Source organism: Sphingomonas sp. S2M10 (assembly GCF_012650175.1).
Lineage (GTDB): Bacteria > Pseudomonadota > Alphaproteobacteria > Sphingomonadales > Sphingomonadaceae > Sphingomonas.
Genome location: NZ_JAAILI010000055.1, coordinates 72215 through 93063 on the forward strand (window position 1 = coordinate 72215; position 20849 = coordinate 93063).

Consider the following 20849-nt stretch of genomic DNA (forward strand, 5'->3'; position numbering starts at 1 on the left):
CAGCTTCAGTTGCGTCTTTGTCATGCGTTTCCCTCGCTTGTCCCGGTCACGCCGTCAGCAACATTGTAACCAGGGTGTCTCCCCGCTCGTCCGTATGATCGCTTTGGCGTCACAGGATAAGCTTGTGTGAAGGGAAGCAGCTAACCCCTCGCACTGTAAAGCGGACATTCAGCTTTCATACGAGGCTTTCAAATTTGTGTAGCGAAAAAGCCACATGACGACAGCAAAGTTACGCAACAAGCGACACTCTTGATCGATTGTTTTCCTGCACCGGCCAACGCTGCCCTAAATTCAGGCAGCCATCGTTCCCGCCACGAGAAGCGGATCGATCCGCGCGCCGCGCCACATCAGTCCCCAGTGCAGATGCGGGCCCGTGGCGCGGCCGGTGGCGCCCACCGCACCCAGCAGCTGTTCCTGGCGAACCACCGCCCCTTCCGCGACATCGATCCGCGACAGATGCAGGAAGGCACTGGACAACCCCATGCCATGATCGAGCATCAGCAGATTGCCCTCCAGCGTGAACGGCGCCTCGGCGGCAAGGATCACCACCCCGTCGGCGGGCGCACGGACCGGCGAGCCGGTGGGCAGTGCGATGTCGATGCCCGAATGATAGGCACCGGGCTCGCCGGCATAGATCCGCTGCGAGCCGAACAAGGTGGAGATGCGCCCCGTCGCCGGCCAGGCAAAGCGCTGGCGCCAGCCTTGTGCCGCCGTCTGCAGGGCACGCGCCGCCTTGATCCGGGCAAGTTCGGCCGGGCGGCGCGCCTCGAATTCGGCGCTGGGCACTGGATATTTGGGGAGTTGGTCCAGCCGCGAGATGTTCCAGCCGCGTGGTGCGATCTGCAGATCCTCGCGCACCGTGCGGCCATCGTCGCCCATGGCCTCCAGCAGCGCCGTCGGCGCGGCATCGCGATCGAATGCGATCAGGAAGCGGCGATCGGCGGCAAAGGGGATCGGCTGCCCGTTGAACTGGAGCGCGGCGGTGCCGGGGGGAACCTGCCCGCGGGCGATGCCGCCCTGCTCGAAGCTGCCGTCGAGCGCGAAGGCATCCCCACCCGCCCGGGCGGTCCGCACCACCAGCGTCGTCGCCAGCATCGCCGCGGCGAAGCGCCGCCGGTCGATCATGCCTCGAGCAGCGCCTTGGTGGCCGCCTCGGGGGTGGCATAGGCCTCCTGCCGCGCGACGCTCCAGTAGCGGAGCGAATCGACGGGCACGCGCTCGCCGGTGACCGCGCACAGCACATGGTCGCCGGGCGAGAGGACGCGGAAGCCATTGGCCATATAGTGCAGCTTGGCGACGCGGGCGGTGTTGGACATCAGCATGGGCGGCGCCATTCCTGCTCTTGAAGGTGGTGGGTGCGCCCTAGAGCAGCGTGGGCTGTTCGGGCTTGGGCGGAACATAGGCCTTGCCCGCGCCGCGCTCAACCCGCGCGTCCACCGACCCGTCGGCGAAATGCAGCGTCACGGCCTGGGCCATGCGCGCATCCTCGGCCGAGGCGACTACCTTGCCGGTGCCGCGCCCCTCCACCCAGGCATAGCCCTTCTTGAGCGGCAGTTCGGGATCGAGCAGTTCGAGGTGGCGGCCCATCGCCGCCAGCCGTTCCGAGGCGGTGGCGAAGCGGCGCTCCAGTGTGGCGAGCTTGAGCGCTTCGGCCGGGCGGGCGAAGCGCTGGCGAAGCGCTGCCAGTTCGCGATCGGCGGCGCGGTCGAGCGCGATACCGCCCAACCGCTGCCGCGCGGTCGCCAGCCGTTGCTCCAGCGTCGCCGGGCGCAGCGCGGCGCCGGCGCGATCGAGCTGGCCGCGCGCCACGGTCACACGGCGCTCAAGTGCCAGCCCGAGCCGGGCGCCAACATCGTCGAGCCGCTGGCGCTGCGGCCCGAGCAGCGCATCGCGGCGGGGCAGCACGCGGACGAGCGCCGCCAGCCGCTCCCCGGCGCGCTCGTGATAGCGGCGGACGCAGCGTTCGGTGCGGTGCGCCAGCGTGGCGATGCCGTGACGGACTTCGGAGAGTACCGGCACCGCGATCTCGGCTGCCGCAGTGGGCGTGGGCGCGCGGAGATCGGCGGCGAAATCACACAAGGTCGTGTCCGTCTCGTGCCCCACCGCCGAAATGATCGGGATCGAACATTCCGCCACCGCGCGGACCACGACTTCCTCGTTGAAAGCCCAGAGATCCTCGATCGAGCCGCCGCCACGCGCGACGATCAGCAGGTCCGGGCGCGGCACCGCGCCGCCCGGCTGGATCGCATCGAAGCCGCGCACCGCCCGCGCGACCTCCTGCGCCGATCCCTCGCCCTGCACCTTTACCGGCCAGACCAGCACGTGGCTGGGGAAACGATCCTCCAGTCGGTGGAGGATGTCGCGGATCACCGCGCCGGTGGGCGAGGTCACCACGCCAATCACCTTGGGCATATAGGGCAGCGGCTTCTTCCGCTGCGCGTCGAACAGCCCCTCGCCTGCCAGCTTGGCCTTGAGCTTCTCCAGCAGCGCCATCAGCGCGCCCTCGCCGGCCAGCTCCATGCGCTCGATCACGATCTGGTATTTGGAGCGGCCCGGATAGATGGTCAGCTTGCCGGTGGCGATCACCTCCAGCCCGTCCTGCGGCTGGAAGGGCAGCGCGGACGCTGCGCCGCGCCAGATCACCCCGTCGATCACCGCGTCCATGTCCTTGAGCGCGAGATAGGCATGGCCCGAAGCGGCGCGCTTCCAGCCCGAAATCTCGCCGCGCAGGCGGACATGGCCGAACTCGCCCTCGACCATCCGCTTCAGCCGGCCGGAGAGTTCGCTGACGCTCATCGGCGCCGCGTTGTCCCCGGGCACCGCCTCGGCTACGAGCCGCGTCGATGAAGTCTCGAAAAGGGGGTCGGCCATGAACGTCCTGCTACTGGGGTCGGGGGGGCGCGAACATGCGCTCGCCTGGAAGCTCGCGCAATCGCCGCTGCTGACGCAGCTTTTCGCCGCACCGGGCAATCCGGGCATAGCGGCGCATGCCACGCTCGTCGACCTCGTGCCGACCGATCCTGCGGCGGTGCTTGCGTTTGCCCAGGCGAACGGCATCGGGCTGGTCGTGGTAGGGCCGGAGGCACCGCTGGTCGCAGGCGTCGGCGACCTACTGCGCGAGGCTGGTATCCCGGTATTCGGGCCCAACCGGCTGCCGGCGCAGCTGGAAGGATCGAAGGGCTTTACCAAGGATCTGTGCGCGCGTGCGGGCATCCCCACGGCGGGCTATGTCCGCGTGCATGGGCTGGACGCGGCGCTGGCGGCGCTGGAGCCGTTCGGGCTGCCGGTGGTGGTGAAGGCCGACGGCCTTGCCGCGGGCAAGGGCGTCACCGTCGCGATGAGCCGCGACGAGGCGGTGGCCGCGCTCACCGCGATTTTCGCCGATACGGGCGCCAGCGCGGTGATCGAGGAATTCCTCGACGGTGAGGAAGCCAGTCTGTTCGTCATTACCGATGGCACGACCGCAGTGCCGTTCGGATCGGCGCAGGATCACAAGCGTGTCGGCGAAGGCGATGTCGGCCCCAATACCGGTGGCATGGGCGCCTATAGCCCCGCCCCGGTGCTCACGCCCGCGCTGGAACGGGAAGCGATCGAGCGGATCGTCGAGCCGACCATCGCGGCGCTGGCGGCCGACGGCATCCCCTATTCGGGCGTGCTCTATGCCGGGCTGATGCTCACCAGGCACGGCCCGAAGCTGATCGAGTACAACGCGCGCTTCGGCGATCCCGAATGCCAGGTGCTGATGCTGCGGCTGGAGGACGATCTGCTCGACCTACTGCTGGCGACCGCCCGCGGCGAGCTGGCAGGACGCCCCGCCCCGCGCTTTAGCCCGAACACCGCGCTCACGGTGGTGATGGCGGCGCGCGGCTATCCCGGCACCCCGGAAACCGGCGGCATGATCGAAGGGATCGATGCGGCAGAGGCCGGCGGCGTGCAGGTGTTCCATGCGGGCACCAAGCGTCAGGGCGACACGCTGGTGGCGAGCGGCGGCCGGGTGCTCAACGTGACCGCGATCGGACCGGATATCGCGACGGCGCAGACCGCGGCCTATCGCGGCGTCGATGCGATCGACTTCCCCACGGGCTTCTGCCGGCGCGACATCGGCTGGCGCGAACTCGCCCGCACGCGCGGCTGACCGGGGCAGGTCGCGGCTGCACCCGCAGCCGCGACCTGCCGAATGCGCGCACGAACCATCCTCGCCCGAGGCGATGCGGATGGTATGACGATGTCGGAAGAAATTGGCGCGCCCGGAACGATTCGAACGTCCGACCCTCAGATTCGTAGTCTGATGCTCTATCCAGCTGAGCTACGGGCGCGCGGTGAGGTGCGGCGCCTAAACGAGGATCGGGGGTAGCGCAACCCCTTTTTGCATGCCCCCCTCAATTATCGCGATAGGGCAGCATGTCCTCGTCGAACGAGCGCGGCTCGCTGCAATGCCAGGTCGCGCCGTCCCAGCGGTCTTCGCGGTCGTCATACTGGATCAGCGTGCCCACCGGACAGCCCAGCGACGCCAACTCGTCACGGCAGAAGGCGCGGCCACGCTCGAGATCGGTTAGGTCGACGTCCAGGATCGCGCAAGCCGGCCGCCACTGGCCCGCATCGTCGAGCGTCTCGATCAGCGTGCCGCCGCCGCAGGTGCCGAGCCCGGCAATGCGCAGCTCGGCATCGAGGAACACGCCGTAGCGCCCCTCGCGCTCGTGCGGGTCCATGTCGCCGGGGAAGGCGACCGACACCGAATGCGTGTCGAGCGGCTCTGCCAGAAGGGCGTCGAGCCCGGGTAGGAACCGCTCGATCATCGCATCATCCTCGCAGGGTTGCCCCAAGCTTCGTCGCCGCCGCGACGACCTTGTCGGCCACCGCCTTCAGGTCCGCGTCGGTGAAGCTCTTTTCGCCCGGTTGGAGCGTGACTTCAATGGCCAACGACTTCTGCCCCTCGGGTACGCCCTGCCCCGTGAAGACATCGAACAGCCGCGCGTCGACGATGGTGGCCTTGTCCGCGCCCTTCACGGTGCGGACGAGGTCGCCGGCGGCAAGGGTGGTCGGCACCAGGAAGGCGAAGTCGCGGGTCACCGCCTGCAGCGCCGGGGGCGTGAAGGCGGGGCGGGTGAAGCCGGTCGCCTTCTTCGCGGGCAGCGCGTCGAGATGGAGTTCCACCGCCGCCACCGCGCCGTCGAGGTCGAACGCCTTGAGCACGCTCGGGTGGACCATGCCGAAGCTGGCGAGGACGTTCTTCGGCCCCAGCCGCAGCGTCGCCGACTGCCCGGGATGATAGGCGGCACCCGCCTCGCCCATCACCTGCAGGTTGGCGAGCGGCGCGCCGGCGGCTTCCAGCAGCGCCAGCGCCTCGGCCTTGGCATCGAAGGCGGTAAAGGGCTGCGCCTTGCCGGTCTGCCAGCCGCGCGAGGCCTTGGAGCCCGCCAGCACGACACCCAGCGTCAGCCGCTCCTTGTCCGCCAGATAGCGGCGGCCGACCTCGAACAGGCGGACGCTGGTCGCGCCGCGCTTGAGGTTGCGCTCCGCCGCCGCCAGCAGGCCGGGCAACAGCGAGGGGCGCATGACCTTCATGTCCTCGCTGATCGGGTTGGCGAGCGTCCAGGCCCCGCCGCCGAACACCGCAGCTTGCGACTCGGGTAGGAAGCTCCAGGTGATCGCCTCGTTGAGCCCGCGCGCGGCAGCGGTGCGGCGCATCCGGCGCTCGAGCTTCTGCTCGGGCGTGGCGGTGGGCACAGCCACGCCGGGGGTGCGCGGCAGCGGCACCGAGGGGACGTTGTCGATACCGGCGATGCGGATCACTTCCTCGACGATGTCGGCCGGGCCGTCGATGTCGCGGCGCCAGCTCGGCGCGGTGACGCGGAAGGCCTCGAAGCCCTCGCCGAGGTCGACCGGATCGCCATTGCCGTCGAGCGGCTGGACGATGAAACCGAGACTTTCGAGGATCTCCACCTGCTGTTCCGCGGGAACGGCGAGGCCGCCGAGCGTCTCGGCCAGATTGGGATCATAGCCGACGACCGCGCCCACCTTGGGCGGCGTGCCGCTGCGGGTGACGTCGCTCGGGGTGCCGCCGCACAGCGCCAGCACCAGCCGGGTGGCGATCGCCAGCCCCTCGTCGAGGAACGCGGGATCGACGCCGCGCTCGAAGCGAGTGCGCGCATCGCTGGTCAGCAGCAGCTTCTGGCCGGTGCGGGCAATGTGCTCGGGATCGAAATAGGCGCATTCGATCAGCACGTCGGTGGTGTCGTCCGAACAACCCGAATGCTCGCCGCCCATGATGCCGCCGATGTCATGCACGCCCGCATCGTCGGCGATCACGGTCATGCTCTCGGTCAGCGTGTAGGTCTTGCCGTTCAGCGCCAGCACGGTCTCGCCGTCCTGCGCCTTGCGCGCGGCGAGCCCGCCGACAAGCTTCGCCATGTCATAGACGTGGAGCGGGCGGCCGAGCCCGAACATCACGAAGTTGGTGATGTCGACCAGCGCCGAGATGGGCTTCTGCCCCACCGCCTTGAGGCGCTGCTGGAGCCAGTCGGGCGACGGCCCGTTCTGCACACCGCGCACGATCTGGCCGTAGAAGGCCGGGCAGCCCGCTGCATCGTCGGTGCGCACGTCGGGCCCCGCGCCCTGCGGCACGATCGCCGGCAGGCCCGCCACCACCGCATCGAGCGGCTTGAGCGTGCCGAGGCCCGCTGCGGCAAGATCGCGGGCGATGCCCCGCACGCCCATGCAATCCTGGCGGTTGGGCGTGATCGACACGTCGATGACGGGATCGTCGAGGCCCGCATAGTCAGCGAAGGCCGTGCCCACCGGCGCGTCCTCGGGCAGCTCTATGATGCCGTCATGGTCCTCGCCGAGCTCCAGCTCGCGGGTCGAGCACATCATGCCGTTCGATTCGATGCCGCGCACCGCCGCGACCTTGAGCGTCATGCCGTTGGCCGGCACCACCGCGCCGGGCAAGCCCAGTACGCCGACGAGCCCTGCACGCGCATTGGGCGCGCCGCACACCACCTGCAGCGGGCCCTTGCCGAAATCGACGCTGAGCACCTGCAGCTTGTCCGCCTGCGGGTGGCGCTCGGCGGTCAGCACGCGGGCGACGTGGAAGCCGGTCAGCCGCTCGGCGGGGTTCTCGACGCCTTCGACTTCGAGGCCAACACGGGTCAGCGCCTCGAGGATCTCGGTCAGCGAGGCCTCGGTCTCCAGATGCTCCTTGAGCCAAGAGAGAGTGAACTTCACGCGCCGACTCCCCCGCTCAGCGTGGGCACGTCGAGCGCGGAGAAGCCGTAATGCTTGAGCCAGCGCAGATCGCCGTCGAAGAAGGGGCGCAAGTCGTCCATCCCATATTTGAGCATCGCAAGCCGGTCGACGCCGGTGCCGAAGGCGAAGCCCTGCCATTCTTCGGGATCGAGCCCGCAGGCCTCGATCACCCGCCGGTGCACCATGCCGCTGCCCAGCACTTCCATCCAGCCGCCGCCGGGCGCGTCGCCGCTGCCGCCGATCACGCGCTTGCCGTCCTTCCAGGTGAAGCCGACATCGACTTCGGCCGAAGGCTCGGTGAAGGGGAAATAGCTGGGGCGCAGGCGCAGCACGATATCGTCGCGCTCGAAGAAGGCCTTGAGGAAGGTCTCCAGCGTCCACTTCAGATGACCGAGCGTGATGCCCTTGTCGATCACCAGGCCTTCGATCTGGTGGAACATCGGCGTGTGGGTCGCATCCGAATCCGAACGATAGACGCGGCCCGGCGCGATGATGCGGATCGGCGGCTTGCTGCTCGTCATCGTGCGGATCTGCACGGGGCTGGTGTGCGTGCGCAGCACCATCGGCCGCTCATGCTCGCCGGCGAGGTAGAAGGTATCGTGCATCGCGCGCGCCGGATGCGTTTCCGGAATGTTGAGCGCGGTGAAATTGTGCCAGTCGTCCTCGACCTCGGGGCCGGTGGCGACCGCGAAGCCCAGATCGGCGAAGATCTCGGCGAGTTCGTCCATCACCTGGCTGACCGGGTGGACCGAACCGGGGGCGACGCCGTCGACCGGCAGCGTCATGTCCACCGTCTCGCTGGCGAGGCGCGCATCAAGCGCGGCCTGTTCCATGGCGGTCTTGGCGGTCGCAATTGCTTCGGTGACGGCTTCGCGACGGGCATGGATTGCCGGGGCGACCGTCTGCCGCTCCTCGGGGCTCAGCTTGCCCAGCGTCTTCAACTCGGCGGTGATGACACCCGCCTTGCCGAGCATCTCGACACGGATTTCCTCCAGCGCGGCAAGCGTGTCGCATTGCCGGATACGGTCCAGGATCGCTTCTTGCAGGTCCAGCTCTGCCACAATTTACTCCGTCATCCCCGCGGAGGCGGGGATCCATGTTCCAGTCGGTTGCCAGGGCTCGAACCCTAGTCCGATCGCTAGGTCAACCCATTGCGGGTTGCTGCGCTCGATCAGGTTGAGCTTCCAGTCCCGATTCCACGTCTTGATCCGCTTTTCCCGCAGGATGGCGGCGGCCATGTCTTCATGCACTTCGAACCAGACGAGGCGGGCGATGTCGTGTTTCGAGGTGAAGCCTGGCGTCAGCTTCTCACGATGCTGGTAAAGGCGGCCCAGCAGGTTCGAGGTCACGCCGGTGTAGAGGGTCCCGTGCCGGCGGCTGGCGAGGATGTACACGCACGGTTGCTTCTCCACGCCCTATCCCCCGCCCCTTCGTCATCCCCGCGGAGGCGGGGATCCATTTTCCGTGCCGATTCAGCAGGAGCCGCGACCGACGAGTCAATGGATTCCCGCCTTCGCGGGAATGACGACTTAGGGCGTGGGGCTTGGCTACACCCGGCTGCCGAGCAGCGCGGCGCCGAACGCCACGAAGACGCCGCCGGTGACGCGGTTGAACATCCGCTGCCGCGCCGCTGGCGCAAGCCATGCGGCCAGCGAACGACCGCCCAGCGCATAGACCGAGAACCAGAAGGCCTCGATCACCGCGAAAGTCGCGATCAGGATCGCCAGCTGCGGCAGGAACGGGCGGCCCACGTCGAGGAACTGCGGGAACAGCGCCGCGGCGAAGACGATCAGCTTCGGGTTGGACAGCCCCGTGCCGAGCCCGGTCAGGTAGCGCGCGCGCACCGACTGGCGCACCGGCATGGCAGCATCGGCATGCGCCTCCGCCACCGGCGCGCACCACGCCTTGATGCCCAGCCACACCAGATAGGCGACACCCGCATAGCGCAGCACGTCGTACAGCCCCGGCGACGCCTTGAGCAGCGCCCCCAGCCCCGCCGCCGAGGCGACCAGGCAGAACAGGTTCGCGCTCATCAGCCCCGCGGTGGTCGGCAGCACGCGGGCGGCGCCCTCGCGGATGCTCTGCACCATCACGTGGAGCATGTTCGGCCCCGGCGTCATCGACACGAAAAACACGGCAGTGACGTAGAGCCACCAGGTCTTCATCGCCACGGGATCGTCTCCCCCCGGTTGAAATGAAAAAGGGCGCCGAAGCCGCAGCTTCGACGCCCCTATATCAGCTTGCGCGCAGGTCCGCTCAGGCGGCCTGGGGCAGCGCCGCCTTCGCCTGCGCGATGATGGCCGTAAAGGCTTCACCCTCGTGCATCGCGATGTCGGCCAGGACCTTCCGGTCCAGTTCGATACCGGCCAGCTTGAGGCCGTGCATGAACTGCGAATAGGTCAGGCCTTCGGCGCGGACGCCGGCGTTGATGCGTTGGATCCACAGGGCGCGGAAGCTGCGCTTCTTTACCTTGCGGTCGCGATAGGCGTACTGGCCGGCCTTTTCGACGGCCTGACGCGCGATGCGGATGGTGTTCTTGCGACGGCCATAATAGCCCTTCGCCTGATCCAAAATCCGCTTATGCTTCGCCTTGGTGGTCGTACCACGCTTCACTCGTGCCATTTTTCAGGACTCCCTTACTTCAGGCCGTACGGCGCCCACGCCTTGACGTGTGCCACGTCGGCGTCGGCCAGCACGCTGGTGCCGCGGTTGGTACGGATATACTTCGAATTGTGCGAAATCAGGCGGTGGCGCTTGCCGGCGACGCCGTGCTTCACCTTGCCCGTGGCGGTGAACTTGAAGCGCTTCTTCACACCGCTCTTGGTCTTGAGCTTGGGCATTTTCGTCTCCTTATGGTTCGACGATTGCAGACAGCCGCGGCAGCCCTATTAGCCGGACGGTCCCTCGATCGCGGAAAGGCGGCCCCTTAGCGGATGGTTCCACGTTATGCAACCACCGGGGAACCGCGCGGGCACAAAGGATTTTGAAGACCATGGCCGATCTGGACACCCCCGTGCTCGCCGCCGAGCAGGCACCCCCGCCACCCCGGCCGGCGCGCGCGATCGGCACGCCGCTCGCCGCGACGATCGCGGTCGTCACCAGCCTGGTGGGGCTGGTGGTGCTCGCCTGGGCGATCCTGTTCGTCACCAAGGGGCGGTTCCTCAAGGGCACGTTCGAATCGATCGCGAGCAGCAGCGCGCAACGCAAGGTGCGGGTGGCGGGCGACTTCCAGCTCTATTTCGCGCCGTTCAACCTGAAGTTCGTCGCCGAGGGACTCAGCGTGGAGAACCCGGACTGGGCCGGCACCAGCCCGTTTTTCAGCGCAGCGCGGATCGACGCGCGAATCGCAAGCCTGTCGCTGCTCGCCGATCAGAAGCGCTTCCAGTGGCTGGGCCTCACCGACGGCCGAATCGACCTGCAATGGGATCGCGACGGCAAGCAGAATACATGGACCTTCGGCAGCGGCGGCGGGAAGCCGCTGACCATGCCGCTGATCCAGCGCGCGCGCATCGCCGGCACCCAGATCCGCTACCTCGATCCGCGCCACCAGCTGGATGCCGCGATTCGCGTCGACACGGTGGCCGCCGAGGACAATCGCTTCGCCGACACGATCCGCTTCGATGGCAACGGCACCGCGCGCGGCGCGCGCTTCACACTGGCCGGTGCACTGCTCTCCTCGAACAAGACGTTGGCCGGCGGTGAGAATCGGCTGCAGCTCCACGCAGAGGGGGTGCGGTCTCGCGTGGACGTGACCGGCACCCTGCCCGGCGCCACGGTGCTGGAGGGCGCCAGGCTGCACATGGACCTGCGCGGGCAGAACCTCGCCGATGTGTTCATGGTCGCCGGGATCGCGGTGCCCGATACGCGCGGTTATCGGCTGACCTCGGCCGTCACGAAGGCCGGCGACGAATGGCGTTTCACCGGCATGAAAGGGCGCTTCGGCGACAGTGATCTGTCGGGCAAGTTCACGGTGAAGCTGCGCGAGCCGCGGATGCTGGTGACCGCCGACCTGTTCACCCATGTGCTCGACATCGTCGATGCCGGGCCGTTCATCGGCTACAACCCCAATGCGCTTGCCGCGGAGGGCGCACAGGCAGCGGTGACCCAGGTTGCCGGCACGCCGCGGCTGCTGCCGGACGCGCCGCTGCGCACGGATGCGCTCAAGAATTTTGACGCGAAGGTGCACTGGCAGGTCCGCACCGTCCGCGCGCCCGCCCTGCCGGTGTCCAACATCGAACTGGGCCTCGATCTCGACGACCGGCTGCTCAAGCTGAGCCCGCTCAACTTCAGCCTCGCGCGCGGCACGGTGACCTCGGACATCAGCATCGACGCGCGCAAGGCGCCGGTGTTCACCACCTATGACATCCGCCTGTCGCCCACCCCGATGGGCGTGCTGCTAGCCGGCTTCGGTGCCGAGCAGGCGGGCACCACCGGCATGCTCAAGGCGCGCATCCAGATGAACGGCCGCGGCAACAGCGTGCGCGATTCGCTGGCCAGTGCGAATGGCCGGATCGCGGTGATCCTGCCCAAGGGCGATTTCTGGACGCGCAATACCGAGCTCGCCGAGTTCGACATCGGCACCTTCGTCCAGAAGATGTTCGAGAAGAAGCTGAAGGAGCCGGTGCAGATCAATTGCGGGCTGATCGGCTTCACCGTGCGTGACGGCATCGCCGCGGCCGACCCGATCCTGATCGACACGCAGAAGAACGTGATGCTCGGCCGCGGCGGGTTCAGCTTCAAGAACGAGACGATCGACCTCGCCTTCCGCGCCGATTCGAAGCGGTTCAGCCTGTTCTCGGGCCAGTCGCCGGTGGGGATCGGCGGCTATTTCGCCAAGCCGGGGATCAGCGTGATCAGCCCCGAGCTGGTCGGCCGCGCGGGAGTCGGGCTGGGCCTGGGCGTCGCCGCCTCGCCGTTGGCCGCGGTGCTGGCGTTCGTCGACTTCGGCGATGCCAAGGCGGCGGATTGCGGCCCGGTACTGTCCGGTGCCACTGCCGCCAGCCAGCGCGACGCAAAGGGCCGGCCGCGCGAGGATGTCGGCCGCGGCACCACCGCCAAGTCCGAAAGCGGCAGGGCGAGCGCCGGCGAGGCGAAGCAGCAGCGCAAGAAGTTCCTCGGCATCTTCTGATCCGCTTGCGCGGAGCGGCAATCCAAGCGCAGGATCGATCCGCGATGCTGCGCTTCCTCATCCTTGCCGCTGCGCTGGCCACGGCAGGTGACGCGCGGCCGCCGCAACGGGTGACGATTGCCCCCGCCGAGGCGGCGTTGCTGGAACGCGTGCCAGTCCATGTCGGTGGGCGAGTCGAATCGATCGGGACCGGGTATCGCCATCAATGGCCGGGCATCTATTTCGAAGCAGCCTTTCGCGGCCCTCGACTCGTGTTGCGGTTCGACGACGCGGTGAACGAATGGCGGGCGAGCATCGATGGCGCACCGCCGATCACGATCGACCGCCCGGGCAAGGCCGACGTCGTGATCGACGGCCTTACGGCCGGTGCCCATCGCGTCCGCCTGGACAAGGTCACCGAGAGCGCTGCGCCCGCGCGCTTCGCGGGCTTCTTCGTCGCGCGCGGAAATGGTCTAGCCGCACCCCCGCCGCGTCGGCGGCAGATCGAATTCATCGGCGATTCGTCGATGGCGGGCTATGGTGCGCGCGCCGCTCAAGTGGAGTGTACCCAGGAACAGGTCCGCGCCACCACCGACACGCCGGACGCCTTTGCAGCGCTTGCTGCGCAGCATTTCGCAGCAGACTATCAGGTGAACGCCATTTCCGGCCGCGGGCTGATCCGCAATGCTGGCGGCACCGTGCCACAGGGGACGATGGAGCAGCTATGGCCGCGGCGCCTGCCGGCCGAGCCTGCCCCCTATGCGGATCCGCGCTGGCAGCCACAGATCGTGATGCTCAAACTGCAGGCGGATTTCGTCGGCTTCCGACCCGATGCCACCTGGCCGACGCTGACGGCGCTCGTCGCCGATTATGCCACCCGGTACGGCCAATTCCTCACCCGTCTTCATGACCGCTATCCGCGCGCGGTGTTCATCCTCTGGTGGTTCGACACGCGTGGCGCCCCGCCCGACCAGGCCATGATGATACGCGCCGCAGAAACCCGTATCGGCGCCGCAGCCCGGGCGGCCGGTGCGCGCGACCTGCTGTTCCTGCCCTTTCCGGCCCGGGAGTTCCGCGCAACCGCCTGCCATGGCCATTACGGCGTCGCCGAACAGCGGCGCATCGCCGACTGGCTGACCCGGACCATCGACGCCCATCCGGAGTTCTGGGACGGCCGCTAGACCGGGCTCAGTGCCCGCGGCAGTCCATCGCTTCGAGGATGTCGTCGATTCGCGCGGGATCGCCCGCGGCGATCACCTCGCCATTGCTGCCGGCATGGAGCGGATCGCCCTGCCAGTCGCACATCCGGCCGCCCGCGCCCTCGATCACCGGCACCAGCGCGGCGAAGTCGTGCAGCTTGAGTCCCGCCTCGACGACGATGTCCAGCCAGCCGCTCGCCACGCAGCCATAATTATAGCAGTCGCCGCCCAGCACCGTGCTCATCACCTTGGCGTCGAGATGCTCGAAGGCGTGGAGCTGGCCATCGTCGAACAGCGCGGGCGAGGTGGTGCCCAGGATCGCCTGACCCAGCTCGCGGCAGATGCGGGTGCTTGCGGGCTTGCCGTTGAACAGCGTCTTGCGACCGGTCACGCCCAGCCAGCGTTCGCCGATGATCGGCTGGTCGATCACGCCCAGCACCGGCCAGCCATTGTCGACCAGCGCGATCAGCGTGCCGAACACCGGCCGCCCGGCGATGAAGGCGCGGGTGCCGTCGATCGGATCGAGCACCCATTGCCGGCCGCTGGTGCCCTCGCGCACCCCGAATTCCTCGCCGATGATGCCGTCCATCGGTCGCTCGGCGATCAGCAGCTTGCGCATCGCCTCCTCGCCGGCGCGATCGGCGAGGGTGACCGGTGACTGGTCCTCCTTCGCCTCGACGCCGTGATCGGCACGGAAATAGGGTCGGATCGCAGCACCCGCGGCATCGGCGAGGCGTGCGGCAAGTGCGATGTCGGTTTCGGAAACGGCCATGCCCCTGCCCTACCGGGCCGAATTTGACTCGCCAAGGTCACAAACGCCTGCCACTTCGCGGATTATGCGTGGTATCGCCGCCCTGCCCCTGCTTGGCCTGTCCTTCGTTGCCTCCCCCGCGCTGGCGCAGGTGCGCGCCGTGCCGGCGCAACCCGCGTCGGAGCAGGCAGCGCTGCGCGGGGTCGAGGTGTTCCTGGTCAACGAGACCGACGCGCCGATCGCCGATGCGGGCCCGCGCCAGATCGAAGTGACCGCCACCGACGGCACGCGGCTGATGCTGGAGCGCACGCCGGGGCCGACTCCGACCATCGCGCCGCACGGCTTCGCCAAGGCGCGCTATGTACCGGTCCGTGTAGCCGGGATCGCGGTGCCCCCCGCCGCCCAGCATCGCCCCGCCGAGATCCCCGAGCAGGAAACGGTCGTGCAGAGCGCGACCGGCAGTTCCAGCGGCGTGCTCGCCCGATTCGAGCCGCACGAGCCGACCTACGGCGCCTTCGGCTTGGGCGATGCGGGCGGCAAGCTGCAGCTCAGCTTCGCCGTCCGCCCCTTCGCCGAGGACGCGCCGCTCCAGCTCGGCAATCTGCGCTTCGCCTACACCCAAACGATGTTCTGGGCGCTGAACGAACCCTCCGGCCCGTTCCGCTCGACCAACTATAGCCCCGAACTCTATGCCGATGTCCCGGTGGACGCGACGACGCGGGTAGCACTCGGCTGGCGGCACGATTCGAACGGGCGCGGCGTCACCGACTCGGTCGACATCAACCGCATCTTCGTGCGCGGCGAAAAGACCTTCGATCTGGGTAGCAACTGGCGGCTTGATGTCGCGCCCCAGGCGTGGGTCTATGTCGGCAATAGCGGCACCTTCCACGACATGAAGGACTATTTCGGCTATACGGGCATCGCCGCCGCAATCGCACAGAAGGACGGCATCAAGCTTGCGCTCAGCGCCCGCGGCAACGTGAAGACCGGACGTGGCGCGGCTGAGGCGTTTGTCTCCTATCCGCTGCGCCGGCTGGGCGGCGGCTTGAGCATCTACCTCTTCGGACAGGCATTCACCGGCTATGGCGAAGCGCTAGACCGGTATCGGGTCAACGACACGCATGCGCGGATCGGCATTGCCTTCACCCGCTAGGCGCCGCGCCCGCGCTGGTCTAGACACAAGCCCCATCAGATCAGGGAGATCGATATGCGCCTGAAGCTCGCCCTTGCGGCCCTTGCCTTGCCCTTCGCCATGATGCCGGCGGACGCGGCACTCACTCCCGGCGCCAAGGTGCCGCTGTTCACCGCCAAGGGCGCGGTGGCCGGCAAGCCGATCACCGTCGATCTGAAGACCGCCCTGAAGAAGGGCCCGGTGGTCCTTTATTTCTTTCCGGCCGCTTTCACCTCGGGCTGCAATGCCGAGGCGCATGCCTTCGCCGAAGCCCTGCCCGATTTCACCAAGGCCGGTGCGACCGTGATCGGCATGACCGCCGGCAATGTCGATCAGCTGGAACAGTTCAGCAGCCAATATTGCGCCGGCAAGTTCGCCGTTGCCGCCGCCACGCCCGAGGTGGCAGCGGGCTATGACGTGGCAGCCAAGAAGCCGGACGGCAGCGTCGCGAAATTCACCAGCCGCACCAGCTATGTGATCGCGCCCGACGGCAAGGTGCTGTTCGTCCATTCGGATTCAAACCCCGCCGATCACATCCGACTCACCCTCGCCGCGGTACAGAAGTACCGCGCGACTCACCGCAACTGACCCGTATCGGGCTGGGATCGGGCCGGAGCATGCTACCGATCCGGAGGCATTAATGCTCCGGATCGGATTTCATCCGCTGAAGCGCGCGCGCAACGCCCTGAGTTTCAGCCCGAATGGCCGCGGGCATTTTCCGTCCGTGGCGGGGCGCCGTTCAGGATGAACCGACCGGCAACCAGATATTAGCACTCTAGGCTTATTTCTTCTGCGCAATATAGCGGCCGTCATGCCGTGATTTGCACGGGGGTTAGGAGCGTATGCGCATCGCGCGTGCCGTTCGTTCAGATGCAGAGGGAGAGGAAGGCCGCGCGCTCTTCGAGCGGATCGGCGCGTTCCTCGTCGATCAACGGCTGGCGCCGACACCGACCAACTATGCCTTCGCCCATCGGCTGTTCACCGAACCCGACGATGCGCTCGCCCGTGCGGTTGAACTGATCACCGAGCGCGGCGTGCGGATCACGCCGCGCGACATCCAGACACTGACCGACGATCACGCCGCCGATAGCGATCAGCCCTCTCCCGCCCAGCTCAAGGCGCAGACCGAGGGGCTCGTGGCCCGCACCCAGATGCAGGTTGAGGGCTTCGCCGACATGGTGACCGCAATGCGAGCGGAAACCGCCGATTTCGGCCGTGATCTGGTGGCGAGCGCGGAGGCGATCTCGACCGGCGAAGACGCGCCCCATGCGGTCGACGATGTGGTGCGCATCACCGCGGCGATGCTCGATCGCATCCGCGTTGCCGAAGACAAGCTGGAATCCACGACACGCGAAGCCAACGAGCTTCGCGAGAAACTGGAGGAAGCCCGCGACAATGCTCGCCGCGATCCGCTGACCCAGTTGCCCAATCGCCGCGCGTTCGAGGAGGCCTTTGCGGCGCAGGAAGCGGCGGGCGGCCAGATGTGCATCGCGGTGTGCGACATCGATCATTTCAAATCGGTCAATGATCGCTTCGGCCATGCCGTCGGCGATCGGGTGCTGCGCGTAATCGCCGATGCGCTGAGCCAGTGCTGCCGCGGCCATCTCGTCACCCGCTATGGCGGCGAGGAGTTCGCCATCCTGTTCACCAACGTGCCGCTCGACAAGGCCCGCGCGGTACTCGAATTTGCCCGGGGTACGGTGCAGGCGAAACGCTACAAGCTGCGCGACAATGACGCGCCACTCGGTGAAATCACCTTCTCTGCAGGCCTGACGCCGGTGGAGCCGGGCGAAATGCACCAGACCGCCTTCCATCGTGCCGACCGCCTGCTGTATTTGGCCAAACACGAAGGTCGCAACCAGGTAAAGACCGGCAGCGCGAGCTATAGTGAATTCAGCCGAGGAATGGCGTAATTCGCTACCCCTTCTGGTAATTCCCACCGCTTCATGGCGGCCGCCGCGTACAAACCCATCTAATTATAGTAACTTACTCACTTGGCACGCTCTCTGCAATGATACCAATATCAACCGCCGGATGGTCCGCCGGCCGATATTTCAGGGAGTATCACCATGATCGTTCGTCTCGCCTCGCTGCACCAGACCGTTGCCGTCAGTGCCGCTGTCCTGCTCACCACCGCACTCGTCCTGTTCTCGACCCCGGTAGTCCCGGTCGCGTGAACCCACTCGCAGAGCAGGAGAAGATCAGCATGTTCCGCAGCGTACTTATCGGCTTCGCGTCGTTCGCCATCACCGGCGTGCTCATTCTCGGCAGCGGCCTGCAGGGCTCCAGCGTTTTCGGCTGACCCTGCCGGCCGCTCCGGCGGCCCCGAATTTCAGGAACTTACCGCGGGCACGCCCGCTTGTTCGGCACCCCTCCCCCATTTTTGGAGCCGTGCCGATGTCCGACCCCCACACCATTGACCGCGTTCACGAGGATGCGCTCCCCGGCGAGGAGCGCGCCCTCGATCCCAAGCCCGAGTGGCAGCCGCGCTACCGTGGATCGGATCGGCTGAAGGACAAGGTGGCCATCGTCACCGGCGCCGACAGTGGCATCGGTCGCGCGGTCGCCGCGCTCTATGCGCGCGAGGGGGCCGATGTCGCCATCCTCTATCTGAACGAGCACCAGGATGCCGAGGATACCGCAGAGGCGGTGCGCGCCGAAGGCCGCCGCGCGATCACGATTGCCGGCGATGTCGGCGACAAGGCGTTCTGCGAAGAGGCCGTCCGAAAGGTCATCGCCGAGTTCGGCCGACTCGACATCCTCGTCAACAATGCCGGCGAGCAGCATCCCGACAAGGATATCGTCGACATTACCGAGCAGCAGCTCCGCCGAACCTTCCAGACCAACATCTTCGGAATGTTCTTCCTGGTCCAGGCCGCGTCCCCGCACCTCAAACAGGGTGCCGCGATCGTCAACTGCACCTCGGTGACGATGTATCAGGGCGAGCCCGAGCTGCTCGACTATAGCGCCACCAAGGGCGCGATCACCGCCTTCACCCGCAGCCTGTCGATGAACCTGATCGAGAAGGGCATTCGCGTGAACGCGGTGGCCCCGGGTCCGATCTGGACGCCACTGAACCCCAGCGGCGGCGCGTCGCCGGAGAAGCTCGAACATTTCGGCGAGAGCGTGCCGATGGGTCGTCCGGGCCAGCCCAATGAAGTCGCCCCGGCCTTCCTGTTCCTCGCCTGTGAGGATTCGAGCTACATGTCCGGCCAGGTGCTGCACCCGAACGGCGGCACCGTCGTCAACGGCTGAATCCGAGCTGCGCCGGTCTCAGACCGGCGCGGTCTCGCCGACCAGCCCGGTCGGCGCTTCCTCGCCGCGCGAATAGACCCCGGTAAGCAGGCCGGCGGCAAGCACATGCCCGGCCATCGCCTTTAGCAGCGCGCTGCGCCCGGGATTGTCGCCGATCTCGCAGCCGCCGCCGAGCGCGAACAGCTGGAAGGCATAGTTGTGGGGCCCGTGGCCGGTCGGCGGATCGGGCGGCAGCCAGCCTTCGCCGAGATAGCTGTTGCGGCCGACATCCGTGCCCTCCGCGTCACCCGCGCCATCGGCCCGGATCGCGCCTTCCTTGAGGTCGCCGTCGACCGGAAGGCCCCAGATCACCGCGTGTACCAGCGGCTGCGGCGCCGGCGCGTCGGGATCCTCGACGATCAGTGCGAGGCACTCGGTGCCCTCCGGCACGCCCGTCCAGAAGAGCGGCGGCGAGACGCCCTCGCCGTCCGCGGTGAAGCGCTCCGGCAGGCGACCGCCATTGGCGAACGCGGGGCTGGCGAGGTGGAGCACCTCGAAGCTGCCGAGTTCGGGCTGGACGATGGCCAGCTTGTTGGCGCCCGCGCGCAGGCCCTTCAGCGCGCTTCCCAGCCAGTGCGGTACATGTTCGAGCATCGCGGTCTCTCCCGTTTGGCAGCCAAACGCGCCGGGCCCCGCGATTATCCCGCGATCAGAGGTCCAGCTTCTCGTAATCGGCCGGCGGCGTGATTCCCTCCATCCGCTCGGCGAGCAGCTGGCGGAAGCTCGGGCGGCTCTTCATCCCGATATACCAGCGCTTGGCGAGCTCGTGGCTCTTCCAGTCGATCCCGCCCAGATAATCGGCGACCGAGATCTGTGCCGCCGCGGTGATGTCGGCAAGGCTCATCGTCGCGCCGGCCAGCCAGGTGCGGTGGTCGAGCAGGTAATCGATATAGTCGAGATGGCCGACCGCGGCCTTCATCGCGTCGCGCAGTACCTTGGCGTCGGGCGGCTGGCGATAGACGATACGCTTGATCATCCGCTCGTGGAGCAGCGGCGCGGTGATGTCGCTGTAGAAATTATTGTCGAACCACACCACCAGCCGGCGGATCTCGGCACGATCGACCGCCGATCCGTTGAGCAGCGCGTTCTTGCCCACCGTCTCCTCGAAGAACTCGCAGATCACGGTGGAGTCGATGAGGGTAACGTGGCGCTCGGCGTCGATCATCACCGGGGTCTGGCCGGTGGGATTGAGGTCGAGAAATTCGTCGCGGCGCAGCCAGGGCGATTCGCGCACAGGCTCATAGGCGATCCCCTTCTCGCCCAGCAGAAGTCGGACCTTGCGCGAAAAGGGACAGAGCGGGAATTGAAGGAGCTGCCACATGGGGAAAGCCATAAGCAGCGGAAATGGGCCGGGGAAGACTCGTTGTAGTGCTGTCCGCAATTCTATATTTTAGGCAGCATTCTAGAACGGAGCCACACCATGGCGCTCAGCATCAAGGACGAAGAGACCGACCGTCTGGTCCGCCGCTACGCGCGTGCCAAGGGGGTGAGCTACACCACCGCGATCAAGCTGGCGGTGAGCGATGCCTTGCGCCGCAGCGGCGAGCCGGTCGCCGACCCGGATGTGGAGCAGCGCTTCGCCGACTATCGCGCCGTGGCCCGAGAGGTGCGCCAGGCCTATGCGGCGATGCCGACACTCGATCCGCGTGATCCGGACGCGATGCTGTACGACAAGGACGGCCTGCCGAAGTGATCGCGGTCGATACCTCGGCGCTGATGGCGATCCTGCAGGACGAAGCCGAAGCCGAGACATTGCTCCGCGCGATTGCTACACCCGACCGGGTACTGCTCGGAGCACCCACCGCGTTCGAATTCCGGCTGGTAGTTCTGCGACAGAAAGGACCGAGCTTCCTGCCGGCCGCAGAAAGGCTGTTGCGCTTGCCGACGATCGAGATCGTGCCCTGGACCGAAGAGCATGGACGGATCGCGATCGAGGCGCTGGTCCGCTTCGGCGGGCGCCCCGCCCGCCTGAACTATGGCGACTGCATGGCCTATGCGGTCGCGGCGCTGACGGACTGCCCGCTGCTCTTCAAGGGCGACGACTTCCGCCACACCGACGTGGCCGCCGCCCTCGATTGAGCC

General features: G+C 67.5%; 23 protein-coding genes and 1 tRNA gene. 10 read left to right on the forward strand and 14 right to left on the reverse strand.

What is annotated here, in order from left to right; all coding sequences use genetic code 11:
- Positions 1 to 291: 291 nt before the first annotated feature.
- From S2M10_RS13060 to xseA, 3 genes are read right to left on the reverse strand one after another with little or no spacing between them, the layout of a single operon-like run.
- Positions 292 to 1125: a M23 family metallopeptidase gene (locus S2M10_RS13060; protein ID WP_168846438.1), complete on the reverse strand. Its 834-nt coding sequence runs from the start codon at positions 1123 to 1125 to the stop codon at positions 292 to 294.
- Positions 1122 to 1322 (reverse strand): DUF2093 domain-containing protein, encoded by a 201-nt coding sequence (locus S2M10_RS13065; protein WP_168846439.1) that lies wholly within the window; start codon positions 1320 to 1322, stop codon positions 1122 to 1124. The genes S2M10_RS13060 and S2M10_RS13065 overlap by 4 nt, the downstream gene beginning before the upstream one ends.
- 40 nt (positions 1323 to 1362) lie before the next feature.
- Entirely contained in the window at positions 1363 to 2871 is a 1509-nt protein-coding gene (xseA, locus tag S2M10_RS13070; protein WP_168846440.1) for an exodeoxyribonuclease VII large subunit, read from the reverse strand.
- Between xseA and purD the strand changes: the two genes are divergently transcribed.
- Complete coding sequence (gene purD, locus S2M10_RS13075; RefSeq protein ID WP_168846441.1) at positions 2870 to 4135, forward strand: phosphoribosylamine--glycine ligase; 1266 nt, start codon at positions 2870 to 2872, stop codon at positions 4133 to 4135. The two genes, xseA and purD, sit on opposite strands and share 2 nt — an antisense overlap.
- Before the next feature lie 104 nt (positions 4136 to 4239).
- Here the strand turns inward: purD and S2M10_RS13080 are convergent.
- From S2M10_RS13080 to rpmI, 8 genes are all read right to left on the reverse strand, one after another.
- Positions 4240 to 4316, reverse strand: a tRNA-Arg gene (locus tag S2M10_RS13080).
- Positions 4317 to 4379: 63 nt separating this feature from the next.
- Positions 4380 to 4796 carry a hypothetical protein gene (locus S2M10_RS13085; RefSeq protein ID WP_168846442.1) on the reverse strand — a complete coding sequence of 139 codons (417 nt, stop codon included), beginning with the start codon at positions 4794 to 4796 and terminating at the stop codon, positions 4380 to 4382.
- A 4-nt stretch (positions 4797 to 4800) separates the two neighbouring features.
- Positions 4801 to 7224 carry a phenylalanine--tRNA ligase subunit beta gene (gene pheT, locus S2M10_RS13090; protein ID WP_168846443.1) on the reverse strand — a complete coding sequence of 808 codons (2424 nt, stop codon included), beginning with the start codon at positions 7222 to 7224 and terminating at the stop codon, positions 4801 to 4803.
- Entirely contained in the window at positions 7221 to 8306 is a 1086-nt protein-coding gene (pheS, locus tag S2M10_RS13095) for a phenylalanine--tRNA ligase subunit alpha (RefSeq protein ID WP_168846444.1), read from the reverse strand. The genes pheT and pheS overlap by 4 nt, the downstream gene beginning before the upstream one ends.
- A gap of 3 nt (positions 8307 to 8309) precedes the next feature.
- Positions 8310 to 8657, reverse strand: coding sequence for a GIY-YIG nuclease family protein (locus S2M10_RS13100; RefSeq protein ID WP_168846445.1), 348 nt, complete (start codon positions 8655 to 8657; stop codon positions 8310 to 8312).
- 135 nt (positions 8658 to 8792) lie between these two features.
- Positions 8793 to 9416 (reverse strand): LysE family translocator, encoded by a 624-nt coding sequence (locus tag S2M10_RS13105; RefSeq protein WP_348770598.1) that lies wholly within the window; start codon positions 9414 to 9416, stop codon positions 8793 to 8795.
- 85 nt (positions 9417 to 9501) lie between these two features.
- Complete coding sequence (gene rplT / locus S2M10_RS13110) at positions 9502 to 9867, reverse strand: 50S ribosomal protein L20 (protein WP_010543146.1); 366 nt, start codon at positions 9865 to 9867, stop codon at positions 9502 to 9504.
- Between the two features lie 14 nt (positions 9868 to 9881).
- A complete protein-coding gene (rpmI, locus tag S2M10_RS13115) occupies positions 9882 to 10085 on the reverse strand; it encodes a 50S ribosomal protein L35 (protein WP_010543145.1) in 204 nt (67 codons plus the stop codon).
- A 152-nt stretch (positions 10086 to 10237) separates the two neighbouring features.
- Here rpmI and S2M10_RS13120 point away from each other — a divergent pair, with 152 nt between their 5' ends.
- Positions 10238 to 12373: an AsmA family protein gene (locus tag S2M10_RS13120; protein ID WP_168846446.1), complete on the forward strand. Its 2136-nt coding sequence runs from the start codon at positions 10238 to 10240 to the stop codon at positions 12371 to 12373.
- A gap of 44 nt (positions 12374 to 12417) precedes the next feature.
- Entirely contained in the window at positions 12418 to 13533 is a 1116-nt protein-coding gene (locus S2M10_RS13125; RefSeq protein WP_168846447.1) for an acetylxylan esterase, read from the forward strand.
- A 7-nt stretch (positions 13534 to 13540) separates the two neighbouring features.
- Here the strand turns inward: S2M10_RS13125 and hisN are convergent, their stop codons facing one another.
- On the reverse strand, positions 13541 to 14323 hold the full coding sequence (gene hisN, locus S2M10_RS13130; RefSeq protein ID WP_168846448.1) for a histidinol-phosphatase: 783 nt from the start codon (positions 14321 to 14323) through the stop codon (positions 13541 to 13543).
- A 64-nt stretch (positions 14324 to 14387) separates the two neighbouring features.
- Between hisN and S2M10_RS13135 the strand changes: the two genes are divergently transcribed.
- From S2M10_RS13135 to S2M10_RS13150, 5 genes are all read left to right on the forward strand, one after another.
- Positions 14388 to 15455, forward strand: coding sequence for a phospholipase A (locus S2M10_RS13135; protein WP_247650800.1), 1068 nt, complete (start codon positions 14388 to 14390; stop codon positions 15453 to 15455).
- Between the two features lie 54 nt (positions 15456 to 15509).
- Entirely contained in the window at positions 15510 to 16061 is a 552-nt protein-coding gene (locus tag S2M10_RS13140) for a redoxin domain-containing protein (RefSeq protein ID WP_168846449.1), read from the forward strand.
- A 254-nt stretch (positions 16062 to 16315) separates the two neighbouring features.
- Entirely contained in the window at positions 16316 to 17386 is a 1071-nt protein-coding gene (locus tag S2M10_RS13145) for a GGDEF domain-containing protein (RefSeq protein ID WP_168846450.1), read from the forward strand.
- A 260-nt stretch (positions 17387 to 17646) separates the two neighbouring features.
- Positions 17647 to 17775 carry a hypothetical protein gene (locus tag S2M10_RS22965; protein WP_282098047.1) on the forward strand — a complete coding sequence of 43 codons (129 nt, stop codon included), beginning with the start codon at positions 17647 to 17649 and terminating at the stop codon, positions 17773 to 17775.
- A gap of 95 nt (positions 17776 to 17870) precedes the next feature.
- A complete protein-coding gene (locus S2M10_RS13150; protein ID WP_168846451.1) occupies positions 17871 to 18728 on the forward strand; it encodes a glucose 1-dehydrogenase in 858 nt (285 codons plus the stop codon).
- Between the two features lie 18 nt (positions 18729 to 18746).
- Here the strand turns inward: S2M10_RS13150 and S2M10_RS13155 are convergent, their stop codons facing one another.
- Together S2M10_RS13155 and S2M10_RS13160 are read right to left on the reverse strand one after the other, a co-directional pair.
- The gene (locus S2M10_RS13155) at positions 18747 to 19361 is read right to left on the reverse strand and encodes a YbhB/YbcL family Raf kinase inhibitor-like protein (RefSeq protein ID WP_168846452.1); all 615 of its coding nucleotides are present in this window, start codon (positions 19359 to 19361) and stop codon (positions 18747 to 18749) included.
- A 55-nt stretch (positions 19362 to 19416) separates the two neighbouring features.
- Entirely contained in the window at positions 19417 to 20088 is a 672-nt protein-coding gene (locus tag S2M10_RS13160) for a glutathione S-transferase family protein (RefSeq protein WP_093298336.1), read from the reverse strand.
- A gap of 99 nt (positions 20089 to 20187) precedes the next feature.
- Between S2M10_RS13160 and S2M10_RS13165 the strand changes: the two genes are divergently transcribed.
- Both S2M10_RS13165 and S2M10_RS13170 read left to right on the forward strand, forming a co-directional pair.
- The gene (locus S2M10_RS13165; RefSeq protein WP_064310729.1) at positions 20188 to 20460 is read left to right on the forward strand and encodes a type II toxin-antitoxin system VapB family antitoxin; all 273 of its coding nucleotides are present in this window, start codon (positions 20188 to 20190) and stop codon (positions 20458 to 20460) included.
- The gene (locus tag S2M10_RS13170; RefSeq protein ID WP_168846453.1) at positions 20457 to 20846 is read left to right on the forward strand and encodes a type II toxin-antitoxin system VapC family toxin; all 390 of its coding nucleotides are present in this window, start codon (positions 20457 to 20459) and stop codon (positions 20844 to 20846) included. The genes S2M10_RS13165 and S2M10_RS13170 overlap by 4 nt, the downstream gene beginning before the upstream one ends.
- The last annotated feature ends 3 nt before the right edge of the window (positions 20847 to 20849 follow it).